Origin of the sequence: Paenibacillus sp. HB172176 (assembly GCF_011947265.1) — a bacterium.
Taxonomy (GTDB): Bacteria; Bacillota; Bacilli; order Paenibacillales; family Paenibacillaceae; genus Pristimantibacillus.
This window is the reverse complement of the sequence record NZ_JAATHD010000002.1, coordinates 35,488-52,931: the sequence shown is the minus strand read 5'-3', so window position 1 is coordinate 52,931 and position 17,444 is coordinate 35,488. Positions and strand designations below refer to the sequence as shown.

At 54.7% G+C, this 17,444-nt stretch carries 11 protein-coding genes; 4 read left to right on the top strand and 7 right to left on the bottom strand.

The window, feature by feature from the left end:
- Positions 1-71: 71 nt before the first annotated feature.
- Together HFP08_RS02525 and HFP08_RS02520 are read right to left on the bottom strand one after the other, a co-directional pair.
- Positions 72-530, bottom strand: a complete 459-nt coding sequence (locus tag HFP08_RS02525) for a MarR family transcriptional regulator (RefSeq protein WP_168118953.1) — start codon at positions 528-530, stop codon at positions 72-74.
- Positions 531-732: 202 nt separating this feature from the next.
- On the bottom strand, positions 733-9,021 hold the full coding sequence (locus tag HFP08_RS02520; RefSeq protein WP_168118952.1) for a glycoside hydrolase family 94 protein: 8,289 nt from the start codon (positions 9,019-9,021) through the stop codon (positions 733-735).
- A 191-nt stretch (positions 9,022-9,212) separates the two neighbouring features.
- Here HFP08_RS02520 and HFP08_RS02515 point away from each other — a divergent pair, with 191 nt between their 5' ends.
- Entirely contained in the window at positions 9,213-11,060 is a 1,848-nt protein-coding gene (locus HFP08_RS02515; RefSeq protein WP_168118951.1) for a stalk domain-containing protein, read from the top strand.
- A 127-nt stretch (positions 11,061-11,187) separates the two neighbouring features.
- Here the strand turns inward: HFP08_RS02515 and HFP08_RS02510 are convergent, their stop codons facing one another.
- The 5 genes from HFP08_RS02510 to HFP08_RS02490 form a co-directional block, all read right to left on the bottom strand.
- A complete protein-coding gene (locus HFP08_RS02510; RefSeq protein WP_168118950.1) occupies positions 11,188-11,715 on the bottom strand; it encodes a YfiT family bacillithiol transferase in 528 nt (175 codons plus the stop codon).
- A gap of 12 nt (positions 11,716-11,727) precedes the next feature.
- Entirely contained in the window at positions 11,728-12,699 is a 972-nt protein-coding gene (locus HFP08_RS02505) for an NAD(P)H-quinone oxidoreductase (protein ID WP_168118949.1), read from the bottom strand.
- Positions 12,700-12,738: 39 nt separating this feature from the next.
- Complete coding sequence (locus HFP08_RS02500) at positions 12,739-13,278, bottom strand: NUDIX hydrolase (RefSeq protein ID WP_168118948.1); 540 nt, start codon at positions 13,276-13,278, stop codon at positions 12,739-12,741.
- A gap of 235 nt (positions 13,279-13,513) precedes the next feature.
- On the bottom strand, positions 13,514-13,681 hold the full coding sequence (locus HFP08_RS02495; RefSeq protein WP_168118914.1) for a hypothetical protein: 168 nt from the start codon (positions 13,679-13,681) through the stop codon (positions 13,514-13,516).
- Positions 13,678-14,709, bottom strand: a complete 1,032-nt coding sequence (locus HFP08_RS02490) for a TIR domain-containing protein (protein WP_240941042.1) — start codon at positions 14,707-14,709, stop codon at positions 13,678-13,680. Before HFP08_RS02490 ends, HFP08_RS02495 begins: the two co-directional genes overlap by 4 nt.
- A 302-nt stretch (positions 14,710-15,011) precedes the next feature.
- Here HFP08_RS02490 and HFP08_RS02485 point away from each other — a divergent pair, with 302 nt between their 5' ends.
- From HFP08_RS02485 to HFP08_RS02475, 3 genes are read left to right on the top strand one after another with little or no spacing between them, the layout of a single operon-like run.
- Positions 15,012-15,263: a FeoA family protein gene (locus tag HFP08_RS02485; RefSeq protein ID WP_168118946.1), complete on the top strand. Its 252-nt coding sequence runs from the start codon at positions 15,012-15,014 to the stop codon at positions 15,261-15,263.
- 1 nt (position 15,264) lies between these two features.
- A complete protein-coding gene (locus HFP08_RS02480; protein ID WP_168118945.1) occupies positions 15,265-15,990 on the top strand; it encodes a FeoB small GTPase domain-containing protein in 726 nt (241 codons plus the stop codon).
- Positions 15,965-17,362, top strand: a complete 1,398-nt coding sequence (locus tag HFP08_RS02475) for a ferrous iron transporter B (protein WP_168118944.1) — start codon at positions 15,965-15,967, stop codon at positions 17,360-17,362. Before HFP08_RS02480 ends, HFP08_RS02475 begins: the two co-directional genes overlap by 26 nt.
- Positions 17,363-17,444: the final 82 nt, after the last annotated feature.

The window sequence follows — 17,444 nt, the reverse complement described above, 5'->3', positions numbered from 1 at the left end:
AAAAACAACCGATCTCCAGAGAGTTCAGTTGCCTTTGGTTATACTGCCAATATTGAAGTTGATTCCGGTTGTTACCTTTGCTGCTTCCGTAATTCCATATCCAGATGGCTGTTATACAAGTCGACGAAGCTAATTATGCTGTCAAATTGCGACTCGGTGATCTGCTCGAACACAGCTTTATCCCGCTCTTGAAACTCGTTGTGCAGCTCCTCGTGAATATGGAAAACGGTTTCCCCTTGCTTCGTCAGCCGATAATAAATTTCTTTCTTGTTGTCCGGCTTCTGATAGCTTTCGATAAGACCTCTTACGATAAGCTTTTTCGTTAATTTGCTAATGGCGCCGCGAGTCATATAGAAGGTCTCCGCAAGCTTGGTCACATTGGAGTCGACGTTTTTGCCAATCGATTCGATGCAATGCACCTCAGAAGGCTTGAAGCCTCTAAGGTTTTCTTCCATTTTATCCTTATTAAGCAAGACAAGCTTGTTATACAAATCCCTGAAACCCGTCATGACATGTTCTTCTTTGTTCATAGCTATCCTCCCGCAGCTCAAGCCTCAGCGGCAATGGATTGAGCTTTTGTTTCCTTATACTAGGATAACATAATTGGAATGGAAGATCAGCGACTCGATCGTACACGGGTAAAAAAAGTAATGAAACGGGGCTTTGTTACGGATTCATCCGTCCCAAAGCCCCATGCTTCTTCGAGCAGCGCCGCCAAGCTCGGAAAATCTGCTACACGGAGGCTTCGGCAAATTCATGCTTTGACTTCAGCAAGGTCAGCTCAATCTGATGCTCCTCGCCGTCATCGATCAGCGGAATGAGAACCCCGTGGCCATCGCTGGCGAAAGCATCAGCGTCGGCCTCCCGCCCATTAATGATGAGCTCGGATTCCTCACCGCGGGCGCGAGCTTCGGGTGGATTCTTTACATGAATGTGATAAACCGCTGTCCCATATCGATAGCTCACTCTAAATTCAGGCCAATCCTCCGGAATGCTCGGCCGTATGCTCAATCGTTCGCCCTTGCGCCGGATGCCTAGAATCCATTCCAGTCCTGCCTGATACAGCCAACCGGCCGCTCCGGTATACCAGGTCCATCCCGCATGGCCTTTGAGAGGCTCCTCGGAATATACATCCGCGGCGACTGCATAAGGCTCGCCGCAATACGTCTTCACGCCGGCCGTCGTTTTCGTATGATTAACGGGATTAAACATATCGAACAACTCGAATGCCTTGCGTCCTTCGCCAAGCATCGACCAGGCGACGATGCTCCAGATGACGCCATGCGTATATTGTCCGCCGTTCTCCCGTATGCCCGGAGGGTAGCCTTGAATATACCCCGGGCTCGGCTCCGTCTTGTCAAAAGGCGGAGTCAGAATATGTGCGATCGACAGACTGTGGTTGACAAGCTCGCGATCGAAGGAACGCATCGCTTGCTGCGCCTTGTCCTCCTCCGCCATCCCGGAGATGACCGACCAGGACTGGGCAATCGCGTCGATCCGGCATTCCGAGTTATGAATGGTGCCGAGCCACTGTCCGCTGTCGGTGAAGGCGCGGCGGAACCATTTGCCGTCCCACCCGTTTTCGTTAAGCGCCGCCGCAAGCTCCTTATGAACGATGCGGTAGCGCGAAGCCCTCACCTTGTCCCCTTGCCGCTCGCAAAGCTCGGCCATGCCCTCCAGCGCGATGCCTTGGAACCAACCGAGCCAGACGCTCTCTCCCCTTCCCTCCGGACCGATCATGCTCATGCCGTCATTCCAATCACCGATGCCCATGAGCGGCAAGCCATGCTCGCCGAAGCGAAGGCTGCGATCCAGCGCGCGTATACAGTGGTCCAGTATCGTCCCGCTTTGACCTGACAATACCGTTTCCTCATATCGCTCATGCTCCTCGGCAGTGAGCGGCGAGCTGCGCAGATACGGAGCTGTCTCGCGAAGCACGGAATCATCGCCCGTATGATCGATATAACGAATGACCGCATAGGGCAGCCAGAGCAAATCATCCGAGAATTTGGTGCGAATGCCCCGTTCCGTCTCTTCATGCCACCAGTGCTGCACATCGCCTTCCTCATATTGATGAGAAGCATGCAGAATAATCTGCTTGCGGGTGAGCTCCGGCATGCTGTGAAGCATCGACAGGGAATCCTGCAATTGATCCCGATAGCCGAAAGCGCCTCCCGCTTGGTAGAACGCGGATCTTGCCCAGATCCGACAGGCGAGCGACTGATATAACAGCCACTGATTCATCATGACGTCCATCGCCGGAGCGGGCGTGGAGACGCGAATCGTGCCAAGCAGTTCCTCCCAGTACCGCATCACTTCCTCCAGCGCTTGCTCGCAATTGTCCGGTTTCTCGTACTTGCGCGCGATCTCGTACACCGCTTCCCTAGATTGATCGCAGCCGAGCAAAATGTACAGAACGCGCTCGCCCCCTGCTTCGATCGAAAATGGAAGCTGCATCGCTCCGCAAGCGTCATGGGTAACGCCCGATTCGCAGCTGAGATGCGCCAGCCCCATCGCTGCAGGCTGTTCGCAGGTGCCTGCCCGTCCAAGAAATTCGGTGCGGTCGCAGGTGAAGCTTATTCCGCTTTGGCCCCCGCCCTCCGCGTGCATCGTCAAGAACGCCGTAGCGTCGCGGAACGTTTCCTGATACGTATTGCGGGCAATAAGCGTATGCCGATATTCGTCATAATCCGTTACCACGTAAGAGGCGGCGCCTTCGCGATTAACGCCAAGCACCCACTCCGCATAATACGTGAGCGACAGCTCTCTTCGATCATCCCCCAGATTGTTCAGCTTCAGCCGAATAATCTTCAAGGGCTCTTCGAGCGGAACGAAGACAGTCATCTCCTGCCGCAACCCATGACTGTCATGTTCGTAGCGTGTATAGCCCTGGCCGTGCGAGATTTTGTACACGCCTATTCGATCAGCACCTCGCGAAGGAGCCGTTTGCCAATACTCGCCTGTCAGTTCATCGCGCAAATAACAAACCTCTCCCGGCGGATCCAGCGCGGGATCATTCGACCATGGCGTCAGCTTGCACTCGCGGCTGTTGCGCCACCATGAGTAGCCCGTGTAAAGCTCGGAGACCGTGCAGCCGAATTGCGGATTCGCCATGACATTCAGCCAGGGTGCGGGCAGATCCATGCCTTCCTGCAGCACGATTTGATATTCCTTGCCCCCCTTGGCGAAGCCGCCGTACCCATTGAAAAACAGCTGTTCCTTGATACCGGTCGTCCACTCGCTTGCTCTCGCCATCTCACGCGCTTCGATTTCCTTATCGTCGCTTGCCTTCAGCTTGCGAATATGCCTCGGCGCATGTCTTGCGACGGCCGTTCCTGCCAGCTGCAGCTGCGCGCGCAGGCTTGGTCCGTCGGCGCTCAGCACATACCTTGAAACGGTTAAGAGCAGATGTTCGTCCTCCTCGGGCAGCGATTCACCGGCAATCACATGAATATTGCCCTTCGACGCGTCGAGCCAGCCTGCCGTCTGCTCAATCATCCGAAGCAGCGTGTCTCTCAGCTCCTGCGTATAGCCTCCCGCCGTTTCATTCCAGATTGCCAGATCGAAGGATAAGCCCTGATGCTGCAAATACGCGAAGCCCTTCACCAAACCTCCGATGAACGCGAGATTGCTGACATCGTCGATTCGCGCGAGAATAAGCGGTCTGTCTCCCGATATGCCGTAAGCCCACAGCCCTTGCTGCCCTTTGCTGTTCAACAGTATACCTCTCTTCTGCTCCTCCTTCAGCGGAGCCGAATACAAGACGCGGCCTGCGAGCATCTGATAGACAGCTGCCTCCTGGGGCGTGATTCGCAGGTGCTGAAGCTCAATCTGACTGCGCGTCCACGCGTGACGGAGCGCAGCTTCTGCCTGATTCTCGCCGGACAGCTTGCCGGCCTCCTCCAGTGCCGTCTCCTTCGAGTCGGCGATGCCGGTGATCGCGACAAGCGTCGCCTTCTCGCCAGGCTCGATGCTGATTCGCCGCCGCATGATGAAGGCGGGATCCGCAACGGAGCCGACCGTTCCCTCCAGCTTGCCGCTTATGCCCCGCGGCGCGGCTAACGTATGTCCCCTGCCGATGAAGCTGGCGCGGTCTGTCTCGTATTCGAGTCCGCCTTTGCGGTGCTCGCCGAATGCGGCAAGCGTATGATACGCCCAGACGGAAGGCTCTCCGTCCTTGCGAGGTCGTTTGCGCGCGAGCAGGCACGCATGCTCGGCGATGTATTCCGTCTGGACGAACAGCTTGGTGAAGGCCGGATGCGCGCGATCCGCATCGGGCGAAGCCATTGCCGCTTCGAGGAAGGTCGTCACTTCTATGATGCGAACTTCATTGCTCTTGTTGGACAGCGTCAATAGTCGTACATCGGCATTCTGCTCCGGCGGAACCGTAATCTCGAGCTTTGTCTCGATTCCGTTGTCGCTGCGCTCGAATACGGTGCTTGCCTGCAGGAACGATATCCGCTCGGAGTCGGAAGCGACGCGAGTCGGCAAGAACGACGGCGACCAGGTCTGCTCGGAGACGGCATCGCGAATGTAAATAAAGCTGCCCCATGGATCGAGCACCGCGTCTTCTCTCCACCTCGTGACCGCCATGCCTTCATAACGTATCAAGCCGCTGCCTGTATTGCTGACAACGGTTGTCAATTTCCCGTTGGAATGCACATTCACCTCGGGCTGCGTCGTGATGCTCCCATTGAATTCGCGCAACGGACCCGCGTGAGCCGGCTTCGGCGGCTCCTTCCCCGTTCTTGTTGCCAGCTCCCGCTCCAGCAGCATATGCTTCGACGGCGTCTTCTCAATCAGCAGCAGCTCCGCCGACTTCACTCGTTTGTCGCGATGGAAATAATCGTACAGCTTGTTCGGCAGCAGGATGTTGGCCAGTGTCAGCAAACTCATGCCCTGATGATGCGCCATGAAGCTTCGAATCACCTTGCGGCTTTCGCCGTTCGGCATCCGTTCCGGCGTGAAATCGACGGCTTCATAGAACCCGTATTCGCCCCGGCCCCCCATCTCCTCGAGCCGCTTTAGCTCCTTCAAGCCCTCTTTCATCGCATAGGGCAATGCCATAATGGTCGCATAAGGAGCGACGACCAAATCCTCGTCGAGTCCCCGCTTGAAGCCCAGCCCAGGCACGCCGAAGGCGCGATATTGATAATTCAGTTGGAAGTCGAAGGCGTAATAGCCCGACTCCGATATGCCGAAAGGCACGCTCCTCTCTTGCGCATACTCGATTTGCCGAGCAATGACGCCCCGGTAAGTGTTGTCCCAAATGGTGTTGCGATAGGTTCGCATGATGAGCCATGGCATCATATATTCGAACATGGTGCCCGACCAGGAGACAAGCGTCTTCCTATTGCCTTGCAGCTTGACCGTGCGTCCAAGCGCCATCCAATGCGAGACGGAAATTTGACCGAGCGCGATGGCGACAAAGCTTGTCTGGCGCGCCTCCGAGGCTAGAAGATCATATAGAATGGTGTCTCTCTGTCCGGCGGCGGCATTGTAGCCAAGAACGAACAGTTTCGCCTGGTCGTCGTAGAGCGACCGGAAATTCGTTCCCGCTATAAGCTTCTCGATACGCGCCAGCAAGCCGCGGCCGCAGACTTCGAGCTCCTTCTGCTCCGTGCGGGATCGAACATCCAGCTTCAGCCAATGAGCGAGACCTTCCTTCACTGTCATCAAGCTTGCGACGAAATTGCCGGAATCGACCGTCGACACATACGCCGGAGGAAGCGTGGATAGTGTGGTCGTATCGTACCAGTTGTAGAGATGGCCATGCCACTTCTCCATCTTCTCCACCGTGGCGATCGTGTGGTCCAGGCGCTTGATCAGCTCCGGAGTCTGAATGAAGCCGAACTCTCTCGCGGCGAGCGCAGCCGTAAGCAGGAAGCCGATGTTCGTCGGCGACGTGCGATGCGCAACGCCGTTCGACGGTTCAAGCTGAACATTATCGGGAGGAAGATAATGATCCTCCGCTCCCGCGAAATCCTCATAGAAGCTCCATATTTGCCGCGCGAGGTTATGCAGCTCGGCCTCTTCCTGCGGCTCCAGCAACCATTCCTCGGAGCGTCTTGGCTTGTCGAGCCACCTTACTGCCGCAGGCGACAGCGCCCATACGGCGCTGAAGGAAAGTCCCCACGCCGCGGCGGATGCATCCAACCTCAGGATTGCCGTGGCGGCGAACAGCAGGATCAGGGCGTAGCTGCCGCCCATATGCAGCATGACGGGTCTGCGGCTTCCGCCGCTCGTCTCCCGCTCGATATGCGACGAGCTGGTCCATTCAAGCAACCGCCGTTTGCTTACGAACTGCCGATACAGCGATTTGCCGATCGCATTAAGCAGCACTGCGCATTCGAAGGGGAGCGTAATGAGATTCAACAGCAAATGCGCGGTTGTCGACAGCATGCCTGAAGCATCGCGATTCGAAATCGAAGCGGCGGCCTGCTTGATCAGCGGCAGGAACATCGTCGCGAGCAGCAGCGCCGACCAGCGCCAGATCGGGCCTGGAAGCACTGTGAAGGAGAGCGCGAACAGAACCAGATAAGCAATTGGCATGACGCTGCGGCGCAAATTGTCGATCATCTGCCATCTCGTCACGATGGACAGGTCGATGCGGCGCAGAACGCCTCTCCGGTCGCAGACGCGGGAATACAGCCAGCACAGCAGCTGCCAGTCGCCGCGCACCCACCTGTGCATCCGCTTCTGAAAGGCGATGAACGTCGAAGGCGTATCGTCGACGAGCTCGATATCCGACAGTTGAGCGGCACGCAGAAAGCCGCCCTCCAGCAAGTCATGACTGAGCACCGCGTTGTCCGGTATGCGCTCGCACAGCAGCTCGGCGAATACATCCACATCGAAGATGCCTTTGCCGGTGAAGATGCCTTGGGACAACGCGTCCTGATACGGATCTGACGCGGCGAACACATAGGGATCGATTCCCGGCTCCGACCAAAGCTCGGCCAATCTTGAACGCATTGCCGAGTCATGACTGATGCCGATGCGCGGCTGGAGAACGCCGTAGCCTTCCACGACGCGCGTACGCTCCTTATTCAGCCGCGGCCGGTTGTACGGCAGATGAATCGTTCCAATCATCCGCTTCGCGGCGCCGAGAGGCAATTGAGTGTCGCAATCGAGCGTAATGACATAACGAATCTTCGGCAGAACGGTCTCATCGCCGCTCCGATAGGCATAGCTGGTAGTGGCGCTGCCCTTCAGCAGTTCGACGAATTCCACCAGCTTGCCCCGCTTGCGCTCCCAGCCCATGTACACCTTCTCGCATGGATTCCACTTGCGAGCGCGCTGCATGAAATGAAAGGTGCTTCCATTCGCGCCGTAACGATCCGTAAGCTCCTTCATCCTCGACATGCCCAGCGCCGCCAAACGGCCATCCTCCGGCAGACGCTCTTCCTCCGAATCGGTGAAGTCGCCAAGCAATGCGTAATGGATATTCGGATCGCGATTCGCGAGATAATGAACTTCCAGACGATCTGCCAGCTCCTCAATCTCCTCCTCGGAGGACCATATGGCCGGAATGACGACCATTGTTGCCGCTTCCCGGGGAATATCCCCGGAGAAGTCGTAACGCAGCAGGATTCTCGGCTTAATCAAGCTCTCGATGCCGTAGTGAAGCCAAGTCTTGCCCCATTCGCAAGCCGGAAGAACGAGCGCGGCGCCGACAGCGATATAGCCCGCCCATGAGAACCTCTCCCCCGTTCCTATCCATAAAATGCCCAAAACAAAAAACACGGCGCTAAGACCGGCAAGCGCGGTTAGATAAGAGCTTGCCGAACGCCGCCTTGCGCCATTGGCCGGCATGCGCTTCGGATCGCTGCATTTGCGCAGAGCGTGAATCAGATCGTTCTCTCCGGCGGGATCGAACAAATAATACGGCACGAACAGCCGTCTGGGCAGCGCTTCAATTTCGCCTGATCCCATCAACTGTTCCGTCGGATTCACATGCGTCGGCGTAATCTCTCTTGCCTCGCCAACCGGCTCGGCAGAAGAAGCTCCATTATATTTCTCTTGCGCAGCTTGCGAGAGCTTGATGGCCTCGCTTGCGATCAAGCTCTCGGGCACGCGCATCCTCCTCGACAGCAGAGCGATTCGTGTCAGCACTTCATGCTTGCTTGCCTGATCGAGCTGCGCGTAATCGCTTGCTTGGGCATGACGAAGGCTGCGGTCCAGCACGCTGATACGCTCGAACAGCCCCTGCCAATCTCTACGTTCATTTTGGCGCAGGCTGCTGATCAGATTGCCCGCGGTTACCTGAAAGCCCGCTTGAAGCTGATGCTCGTAAGTAATAATCCGATTCAGGTCCTCAGCGCCGTTCTCATAGCTGCACAGCAGCCATTCCCGCACGGCTTCCGAATCTCCCGCCCATTCTCTGAGATGGCTGATAAGATGAACGATCCAGGGACCGGATAACGGATAGCTCTGTCCCCACGCTTCAAGCGCCTTGTGTATTCGTCCTTGCGTGACACCGCCTGGCCCCATCGTCTCGAGGAGACGCTGCGAGGCGATGCAAGCATCATGTCGTTCGCGCACCCCTCTCATCATTCTCGCGATTCGGTTCATAAGAGCGATGCGCAGCACGCTAGCGATAACGCTGATCTCGATATGCTGCAATACCGCAATCTCTTGATAAGCATTGATGAAGGAGACAAAGGTTTCCTCACTCCACACGCCGTCAACAAGCTCCAGATAGAGCTCGCATACGGCTTCAATGCGCAATCTGCCGGTATTCTTGAGAAGCGGCATCAGGGTCAGCATGCGCTCCGTCAATTGCCTGTCGACATCGAGAGCCTGTTCCTCGATAAACTCAATATTGTCGAGCAGCCATTCTTCTGCCGGCTGCGCGCAGCTCGATTTATTTTGCTGCAAGGATTGGATAAAGTCCCTTAAGCTATTCATGCTCTCTTCGAAATGCTGCTTGATGTATCTCGGCTGCTTGCGCGATATGGAGAAGGAATGCTGCAAGGCTTGCTCGCGAGCCTCGCGGCAAAGTTCGTCTGAATGAATAGCCATGAATTCCCTCCGAAAATTGTTATGAAAACCGTTGATTCCATGGTCTGGAACAATCAAATTATTGCCAGTTTCGACAAACTTTATGTGCGGCGAAGGAAATATTGCTAATTTTCCGCAGGAAAATATGAAACTTTTTCCCATTGAAAATCGTCTAATCTAGTAATTCAGAAGGAGAAAGAGAGGATCGTTCTATGCGGAAATATGTCAAGAACAAGGCTGTCTTAAGCGGAACGCTCGCCGTATGCTTGTCTCTCGTCGCGTCCCCTGTCGTCATTCATGGAGAAGCAGGCGCAAGAGGCATCGTCGCGGCAAGCGGCGTTAGTTCCAATGTCGTAACCAATGTTCATTTGAAATTCAGGGATATCGAGGTAACCCTGTCCGATTCGCCTGTGCTCGTGAACAGCACGATGATGGTTCCGGCCTTAGAGCTCTTCCAAGGCCTGGGCTATACCGTTACATACGATGACGAATTGCGGAAGCTGACTGCAACGAGAGATAGAACCGTTCTCATCTTCTGGGAAGGCAAGCAGCAAGCGCAGTGGAACGGCAATACAGTCGAGAATTTGCCGGCGGCTCCCTACACGGAATCGGACAAGCTGTGGGTTCCCCTTCGCTTCATTGCGGAAGCGAGCGAATTGTCCGTGTCTTGGGACGAGGCTTCAAGGCTCGCGACCGTGTTCAATCAGAGCCTCCTGACGCCGCTGAACGTATTCACGAAGAACGACGGCGACGAGGATATCTCAACAGACAAATTGAAAGCGTATATGAAGAGCAGAACGAAACTCGATGCGGATCTATCGTTTACGGGCGTCGATCATTACCGCGACAAGACCTTTCTGAAAATAGCTGCAGGCGATATGGATTCGCTCATGCTGATCGAGGATGCCAATCAGCTTGCCGACGATATGCTTTCCTCGATAACAATGGAGCTCAGCGAAGGACTGCAAGGATACCCCGAGCTGCAAAAGCTGGCTGATGCTCGAATCGGCAGCCGCAGCCTCGCGGATGGAAGTCTGGTCGGCATCGCTCGTCCGTTCGATCCGCATGACGCCCCGTTCCCTGCCGTTCGCCAGGACTGGCTCGATATTTTGGGTTTGTCGCAGCCCTCAACGCTCGATGAGCTGAAGCAGGTGCTGGAGAGCTTCGAAGCCAAGGATCCGGATGGCAACGGCAAGCATGACACCATTCCGCTGACCGGGTATGCGGGAGGACTAAGTCTCGGAACTTTTCAATGGGTTGAACAAGCCTTCACAGGAGAGCCCGAAAGATTCTCTCTGGAGAATGGCAAGGCGATCGACCATGCGCTCTCGGACGAAGAGATTCATGCGCTGCAATGGCTTCGCGACGCCTATGAGGAGAACTTGATCGATAAGGAATTTTCGGTGCAGACAAAGGCGCAATATCTGGCGAAGCTGCAGAAGGAGCAGACAGGGGTCGCCGCGCTCACCCTTGATGAAGCGGCCGCGCTCTCGGCGCATGAAGGCGGTGCGAACGCTGATTGGCTGCCGCTCTCCTCCGTTCGGGCAGATGACAACAGCGAGCCGATTGCGCCATGGAATTCGAGAGGAAGCGGAACCTATATCGTGAGCGTAATGTCCAAGCTGCCTCTGGACGAGGTGCTGAATTGGTACAGTGAAGGCATCGCGATGACGAAGAACAACGGTTGGTTGGAGCTTGAGGATTGGAGCGAAGAGGATCAGGCAGCAGCAGAGCGGCTCTTCGGACGATTCGACATGCTTGCCGGCAACTCCCGACTCGATGCGATGAGCAATGAGCAGCAAGCGCAATACCAATCAGCCGCAGAGCAGTGGCGCGAGCTGTCGTATTCGGCTACGATGTTTCCCGAGGCGCAAAGCGTTACCAGCTCGAACAAATATGTCGAGCTTAACAGCACGCTCAATCAAATGAAGCTTAAATTCATCATGGGCGCGATATCCGAATCAGAGTGGAGAAGCTATACCGCTTCCCTCGCCTCCAACGCCGCGTATATGGACATGATGGCGGAGCTTAACGCTCTCGCGGCGAGTCTTAAGCGATAGTTGCAATCGCCTCTGCATTGTGCCGCTATCTTCTTCAAAGAGCAATGGCTGCGCAGGCGGACCATGATCCGCCTGCGCAGCCATTGCTTGTGATCTCACTTATTCTGTCCCCGCGCCGACAGTCGGGCTATGCCCAATTCATCCTCGTCTTCAGCGACGAAATATGAGCGAGATGATGCCGTCCGTGCCAAGCGTACATGCCAAGCGCGTAATCGAGGCGAATGATTTCTTCGGAAGCGGGATGGAAGAAGGTTCTAGCGAACTGCTCGTCCTTCATCGCATTAAGCAGCGTCACCCACCTGCGGTGAATGCTCTCGATGAGCGCCAGCGATGTTCCGACAGGCTCTGAAACGGAGTCGGCAAGCTCAGCCCAAAGCTCCTCCTGATAAGGACGAATTGTTGGTTGCTCCTCCGTGAGCGCCAACTTGAATCGGAGGATGCTGTTCATGTGACTGTCCCCGATATGATGCACAACCTGCCTAAGCGTCCAGCCTCCGTCGCGATATGGCGTATCCAGCTGCTTCTCCGACAAGCCGTCGACAGCTTTCTCCAACTGACAGGGCAAATTTGCAATCTCCTCGATCCATTGTTCGCGCGTCTCTCGCGTGATAGAGCCCTCATGATTAAAGCTTCCGATTGGAAATCTTTGATTCATCTCTGCTGCCTCCTAGTTCTCGATTCGAACGATAATCTTGCCGATATTGCGGTTATTCGCCATATGCTCATGGGCCTCTTCGATCTCATGCCAACTCCATATGGAATCGACTACCGGCTTCATTGTTCCCGACGCGAAGCGCGGCAGGGCGAAGCTGGAGAATTCCGCCGTGAGCTTTCGCTTTCGCTCCAGACTTAGCGTGCGGAGCGTGGTACCGATGATCTGCAGCCTCCGCATGAGCAATTGTCCGAGATGGAGGCCGGGAATCTGGCTGCCGCCCAGTGTGCCGATAATGATCAGCCTGCCGTCCAGCGCCAAAGCGGACAGGTTCTGCTCCCAATAAGACGCGCCGATGAAATCGAGAATGACGTTCGCGCCGGAACCTCCCGTTGCGTCGAGTACCTTCTCCAGGAATGGTCCGTCATGATAATTGAACGCTTGAAGCGCTCCGAGCTCGCTGCAGATCGCCAGCTTCTCTTCGCTTCCCGCGGTAGCCAGAGCTTGAACGCCGGATGACTTGGCCAGTTGAATCGCTGCAGTTCCGACGCCGCTCGCGCCTGCGTGGATTAACGCCGTTTGGCCGGCTTTCAATCCTCCTAGCTGGAACATATTCAAATAAGCGGTCAAGAACGCTTCAGGAATGCCGGCCGCTTCCTCGAAGGACAATGCAGCCGGAATCGGCATCGCCATGCCGGCGGGAATTCGAACACGCTCCGCGTACCCCCCGCCCGGAAGAAGCGCCATTACGCGATCTCCCGCCCGCCATGCGCCGCAATCCTCTTCCACCACTCCGGCCATCTCAAGGCCGAGTACGTTCGATGCGCCGGGCGGTGGCGGATATACACCCTTCTTCTGCAGCAAGTCCGCCCGATTAAGGGCAGTCGCTCTTACGCTTACAAGCAGGTCGCCGTAAGAGGGGTCAGGTTCTTCAGCCTGGCCGACGGCCAGCTTCTTCGTCTTTTCATCTTGCATAATAGCTCTCATAGCTGTTATTCCTCCATAGTTGTCAAATGAATCTTTGCTTTATGTATCGGCGCCGCAACGAATATGATGAGCCAGCTTGTACATTTCCGCGATATCGCTTCTTCCTTGGCTCATGAACTTGTTCACGGCTTCGTCAACCGTTACTGTCTCGACCGCTATGACCTGCTCGCCGTCTGGCGGATTAAGCGGCGGCCGCACCAAGCTGACTTCTCCCCAACCGATCAACCGGATAAAGGATGGATGGGGGATATGCGGGCGGTAAGGCTTCTCCAGCTTCGATTCGCACGCAAAGTATCCGAAGAGCTCATAGCTTAACAGCACGCCGCCAAGCTCCTCCATCAGCTCGCGCTTTAATCCGTCCATATAAGGTTCCCCTGGCTCGAGCGTTCCTCCCGGCAGCTCCCATCTCCCATCCTCAATCTGGAAAATGACATATTTATCGAGAACGCAGGGTATTATACTGATATTGCTGACCAACAGTTCATCGAACGCGGTGGAGAGCCGAAACTTTGATTTCACCGTGCCCCAGTCAATCTGGCCAGTCAATGCGGGGAATTCCGCATGATTCAAGACAGTCATCGATTCACACACACTCCCTGTAGGGCAATCCGTTTCCCCTTGCCGTACGCCTTATTGTACATGGGCAACAATGGATAAGCCTTCAAAATGAGAAAACCTCTATCGAGGTCTCTCGAAGATGAGCGACCGCGTTTAGAGGTAGGTTTATCGCCAAATGAGTTTACAGTTTAAGTGTCTCGGATACTTATAAATTCTATTGTGGTAAAAAAACCGCTCGGCAAGCCGAAACGGTTCATTAAGCGAAGGACGGTTTCCGATCAGATACCTTGCCGCTTATAATCTTCACGTATTCCTTGTCTGTTCCTTCAAGCGAAGGGCCGATATAAACGCCGGATTTGGTCTTCTTCCTGCTCGTTTTGATCGGGACGGCGCCGCCCGAATTCTTCTTCACGCGTTTGTTCATGACGGTTCCCCTCCTACCAAATGCGTAATCGTAGCCAATAACTCGTCATTGCCTTCAACCATCTTGCCAAGCTCTGTCGCCGTCAACATTCGGCTTCCCGAGATATGCACGGAGAGGACATGCCTCTTGCTTAAAGGATAACACAGGATATACACCTCTGCAATCTCGCGACGGTGAAAAAACGACCATTTTCCGCTTAAAAATGCGTCTACGACATAAATGCGCTGCTGATCCTCGTGGAGGTTTTCGTTGTCCTGAAGATGAAAGCTTCTGCCCCTTCCTACATTGCCCCCGACCTGGCTGATCCATTCCTCGCTGGATCTCATCCAGATGGCAGCTCCGATTGTGCGCAGAGCAGGCGGAGCAAGGAAGGAATTGCGAATCGCTTCGGCGAAGGCGGAATATCTCTCGCTCTCATCGGCAATGCTCACATTTCTAATATATTCCCAGAAGAAGTGAAGGATACTTTGTTTTCGATCGAGCTCGGCCTGTTTTCGCGCCAACTGCCGCTTCGGATCCTCATAGCGCTTCTCGGTTTCGATCGCCTTCAGAATTTCCCCGCACGCCGTGTCCACAGCCGCCGCATATTTCCGATCCTTTCGGATTTGATAATGAAGCAAAGTCAGACCTGCGAGATCGGAGAGCAGATGAAAGCTGGAGACGCTCTCTCCCGGCAGCAGATCGTCGCGCTCCTCCACATGGCGGGGGATGATGCAATAAACCCGCTTGCGTCCCAATCTTCCCCAGAACAGCCCAAGCTCGAACAACGTATTATCGCGCGTAATGAACACAAGCTGATTGCGAATCAGAGCCACATCATCCGCCGCGAACACGAATATGCCGAAATCATTTGCCTCTAATTCGCGCTCCAGCGCTTCCATCGTATAATCATTCGCTTGAAAGGTTCCCGCGAACCATGGATTCACTTGACAGCTATGCTCCAGGCAAGCGCTTACCGCTCTGGCATAATGAATAGCTTCACGAGAGCTGCCGATGAAGACGTTGGGCTTTACTTGCTTAGTCGTCAATGGATCGATCCCCTTTGGCAAATATTGTTTTTTCATTATAGGCGAGGCTGGCTGCGTTGTCTACGAGCTCTTCCAACAATAGTGAGAAAACCTCTACCCTAAATATCACTAACGCTTCGCTTCGCACTTGCACGCCCCCTAAAATGTTTCCCTAAGGAAAGTTTTTGTTGTACACGCAACAAAAATGGTGTATGATCATATACATAGAGAATCAAACTACGGATTGGTTCCCTTTTTTTTACACAATGTTTGCCCTTGTGCAACTTAATGGCCCTCGGCCAATTTATATAGGAGGGAATTTTATGAGTGAAACCGCGCTATCGCCGTTGTCTGCTTTCAAAACGGGTCAACGCGTTCAGTTGGTGAAATCGGAAGTGGATGGCGTGCTGCGACGCAGATTGATGGATCTCGGCTTTGTGCCCGGCGCAACCGTGGAGGTGCTGCAGCGAAGTCCGCTCGGCGATCCGGTCGCTTATCTTGTGAATCAGACGACGATCGCGCTCAGGAAGGAAGAAGGAGATCGTCTATTCGGCAAATTGAAGGAGGAACAATAAGATGGCTCATTATCGAATTGCGCTGGCTGGCAACCCGAATACCGGCAAGAGCACTTTATTCAATTCATTAACCGGAATGCGCCAGCATACCGGCAACTGGGCAGGCAAGACGGTAGCACGGGCCGAAGGCAGCTATGACTTCGATGGAAATGCGTATACGCTAATCGATTTGCCCGGCACATACTCCCTTTTCACGAATTCAGCGGATGAAGAGGTTGCCCGCGATTATATTATTTTCGACAAACCGGATGTGACTGTCGTTGTTCTGGATGCCACTTCATTAGAGAGGAATATGAATCTTGCGTTGCAAGTGATGGAGATGACGCCTAAGGTTGTGCTCTGCATCAATCTCATCGACGAAGCGAGAAAGCTTGGCATCAGCATCGACGCAGGCAAGCTCGCCTCGAAGCTCGGCGTGCCGGTGCTGAAAATATCTGCTCGCAAAAAGGAAGGCATTCAGGAGCTGCTGAAGGTTATTCAAGAGATCGCAATCGGGGAGCTTCTTCCCTCTCCCATGCAGATTACTTACAACGACGAGATCGAATCTCGCATTAAAGCGATTGAACCTGAGATCAAGCGACTTATCGGCGATCAATATCCATCGCGCTGGGTTGCCGTTCGATTGATCGAAGGCGACGACAGCATCTGGACCGCAATGGAATCCAAGGCGATGTCGGAGCGGACAAAGGAGTGGATTATCCATGAGCCGGCAAACATTCGCGCTTAACGCCGCTATCTCGGAGCTGAAGCAACGAGCTGGCAAATCGCAAGCAGATGTGCGCGATCAACTGGTTAGCGGCATTTATGCCGCGGCAGGCGAGCTCTGCTCCGATGTGGTCGTCTATAAGAATAGAGAGAAGCTGAGAAGCACCTACAAGCTTGATCGCATCGTCACCTCGCCGATATGGGGTTTTCCAATCATGCTGCTGCTGCTTGGCGCCGTATTCTGGCTGACGATTGCGGGAGCCAATGTTCCTTCCGCGCTAATCGCCGATTTCTTCGGCTGGATCGAAGGCTACTTACTGGATGGCTTTCATGCAATAGGCTCTCCGGAATGGCTGACAGGCGTGCTGGTGCTTGGTCTATACAGAGGCACATCTTGGGTTATCAGCGTCATGCTGCCGCCTATGGCGATCTTCTTCCCGGTGTTCGCCTTGCTGGAGAACTTCGGCTATCTGCCGCGGGTCGCGTTCAATATGGACCGCTTGTTCAAGAAATCCGGCGGCCACGGCAAGCAGGCGTTGACCATGTCCATGGGCTTTGGCTGCAATGCCGCCGCAATTATGTCCACTCGCATCATCGAATCGCCGCGCGAGCGCATGCTCGCGATTCTAACGAACAACTTCGTGCCGTGCAATGGGCGCTGGCCAACCTTGATTCTGCTCGCCTCGCTGTTCATGACGGTAGGCGTAGCCTCGTCGTTTCAGACATTAACGACTGCTTTGATTCTGATCGGCATGGTGCTCATTGGCATAGTCGTTACCTTGACGGTGTCATGGACCTTGTCCAAAACCATGTTGAAAGGCGTGCCGACGCATTATACATTAGAGCTTCCGCCCTATCGCAAGCCGCAATACTTGAAAACGATTCTGCTCGCTTCGCGTGAACGCTCCTGGGCCGTTCTGAAGCGTGCTGTCGTTGTAGCGGCTCCGGCCGGCGTCCTGACTTGGATATTAGGCAATATCTATGTCGGCGACGTCAGCGTCTTGAACCATATGGCGGCGTTCTTTGATCCATTCGCGCATGCGATTGGGCTAGATGGCTTCATTCTGATGGCCTTCATCCTTGGTCTTCCGGCCAACGAAATCGTGCTTCCCATCTTGCTCATGGGCTATCTGTCATCGGGCGCAATGGTCGACGCGGACGGCATGACGAATATCAAGGAGCTGTTCCTGAGTCATAACTGGACTTGGTTAACGGCATTAAATATGATGCTGTTCTCGCTCCTCCACTATCCATGCGGCACAACATTGATTAATATTTTCAAAGAAACGCGCAGTCCCAAGTGGACCTTCCTCTCCTTCCTGCTGCCTACCGCGATAGCGATCGGCGTGACCTTTGTCGTGACGCAGGTTGTCCGGGGATTCGGCCTGGTGTAATCTGCTTCTTGAACGGTTTATTGGTTTCTTCTATACGCCAAAACGGCTTTAGTCCGCCCGATGGGGGCAAGATTAAAGCCGT

Coding starts and splice junctions, on each gene's coding strand:
- HFP08_RS02525 (WP_168118953.1), bottom strand. CDS start 530: ATGAACAAAGAAGAACATGTCATGACGGGTTTCAGGGATTTGTATAAC.
- HFP08_RS02505 (WP_168118949.1), bottom strand. CDS start 12,699: ATGAGAGCTATTATGCAAGATGAAAAGACGAAGAAGCTGGCCGTCGGC.
- HFP08_RS02510 (WP_168118950.1), bottom strand. CDS start 11,715: ATGAATCAAAGATTTCCAATCGGAAGCTTTAATCATGAGGGCTCTATC.
- HFP08_RS02480 (WP_168118945.1), top strand. CDS start 15,265: ATGGCTCATTATCGAATTGCGCTGGCTGGCAACCCGAATACCGGCAAG.
- HFP08_RS02515 (WP_168118951.1), top strand. CDS start 9,213: ATGCGGAAATATGTCAAGAACAAGGCTGTCTTAAGCGGAACGCTCGCC.
- HFP08_RS02520 (WP_168118952.1), bottom strand. CDS start 9,021: ATGGCTATTCATTCAGACGAACTTTGCCGCGAGGCTCGCGAGCAAGCC.
- HFP08_RS02485 (WP_168118946.1), top strand. CDS start 15,012: ATGAGTGAAACCGCGCTATCGCCGTTGTCTGCTTTCAAAACGGGTCAA.
- HFP08_RS02500 (WP_168118948.1), bottom strand. CDS start 13,278: ATGACTGTCTTGAATCATGCGGAATTCCCCGCATTGACTGGCCAGATT.
- HFP08_RS02495 (WP_168118914.1), bottom strand. CDS start 13,681: ATGAACAAACGCGTGAAGAAGAATTCGGGCGGCGCCGTCCCGATCAAA.
- HFP08_RS02475 (WP_168118944.1), top strand. CDS start 15,965: ATGAGCCGGCAAACATTCGCGCTTAACGCCGCTATCTCGGAGCTGAAG.